General features: G+C 32.7%; 2 protein-coding genes and 1 pseudogene. All 3 read left to right on the forward strand.

Going from position 1 to position 1,363, the window contains the following annotated elements; translation table 11 throughout:
* Nucleotides 1–150: 150 nt before the first annotated feature.
* Nucleotides 151–382: pseudogene (locus tag QUA70_RS28730) on the forward strand (IS701 family transposase); the annotation flags it as partial.
* A 28-nt stretch (nucleotides 383–410) separates the two neighbouring features.
* Nucleotides 411–1,037, forward strand: a complete 627-nt coding sequence (locus QUA70_RS28425; RefSeq protein WP_333351104.1) for a transposase family protein — start codon at nucleotides 411–413, stop codon at nucleotides 1,035–1,037.
* A gap of 31 nt (nucleotides 1,038–1,068) precedes the next feature.
* Nucleotides 1,069–1,363 (forward strand): transposase (locus tag QUA70_RS28430; RefSeq protein ID WP_333351106.1); only part of this gene is annotated, 295 nt, incomplete at its 3' end.

The following is a 1,363-nucleotide window of genomic DNA, read 5'->3' on the forward strand; positions in this document are numbered from 1 at the left end:
ATGGCCTCTTATAAACGTCTGGAATTCAATAAGCATCTACTTTGTACCTTTATTGATAAGTTAGATTTAGACCCGGAGTTGATTTTAAACCATCCTAATCTTCCTTCTGTCTTGTATTATGGTACTTTGGCTGCTTAAAAACTGTCCGGAGTATTGCTATATTACAGCGATATTAATGGTAATTCAGTCCCAATAAATTACAGAATTTATGAGAAAAAGGAGGAAAAAACCCAAAAGGATTACGAAGAGAGAAATGGTGAGTGAAATAAGAAACTGGGGAGTCAAGCCAAAAATAGTAACAGGAGATAGTTGGTATTCAGAGGTAGAAAATTTGAAATTTCCAAAAAACCAGAATTTGGCTTTTATCTTCGGAATTGAAAAAGGGGCTCTTCCGTGTTTAGTATGCTAAAATGTTAAAAGTTGAGGATTATTTAAGTAAAGCAATGAAAAGATTAATGACACAATTGCTAAATTTACCAGGTGTGATAGTAGAGAATAGCTTAGAGACAGAATCGACGATTATTTTATCGGTTAGAGCAACCAACAAAACAGCAGTTTGCCCGCGATGTGGTCAAAAGAGTCATCGTCTCCATCAAAACAAAAGACATTTAGTTAAAGATTTACCCATCAGTAATAGAGCGGTAATTCTTTCTGTAAATCGTCGGCAGTTTAAGTGTGAATTTTGCCGAAAACCTTTTAGCGAAATTTTAGATTTTGTTGAGCATAAAAAAAGTTTTACTAAAAGATTAGCCCTAAATATCACAGAACAAGTTATTCACAGTGACATTAGTAATGTTGCTAAAAATAACACATTAACACCCGAACAAGTTGAGTCAATGGTTAAAGTAGTAGCTGAAAGTGTAATCAATGTAGATGTTCGGGAATTGCGCCGCTTGGGAATAGATGAGATTAGTTTAGTTAAAGGGCAAGGAAAATTTATAGTAGTATTAGTAGATTTAGAAACACATAAACTCTTAGGATTGGTATCAGAAAAAAAAACAGTCATTTATCGAAAACTTTCTTCTAAAATGGGGTAAATAAGTCTTAAATAAAATAGAAGAAGTCAGCATGGACATGAGTGGTAGTTATAAATCCTTGGTGAACAAAATATTGCCAAATGCTATAGTGACAGTAGACAGATTTCATGTAACAAAAATGATACATGAAGAATTAAATAAAGCCAGAATTGACCAAAAAAAAGCAGCAGAATCACTAAAAACTGAAGAAAAAACTAAATTACTTGATAGTTTAAAAAGTAGTAAATATATACTCTTAAAAGCCGAGTCAAACTTATCTGAGGAACAAAAAACAAAATTATTACAAGTGCAATCAGACTCACCACTCGTAAAAATTATGCACTCCT

This window comes from Microcoleus sp. LAD1_D5, from assembly GCF_036702115.1.
Classification (GTDB): Bacteria; Cyanobacteriota; Cyanobacteriia; order Cyanobacteriales; family Microcoleaceae; genus Microcoleus.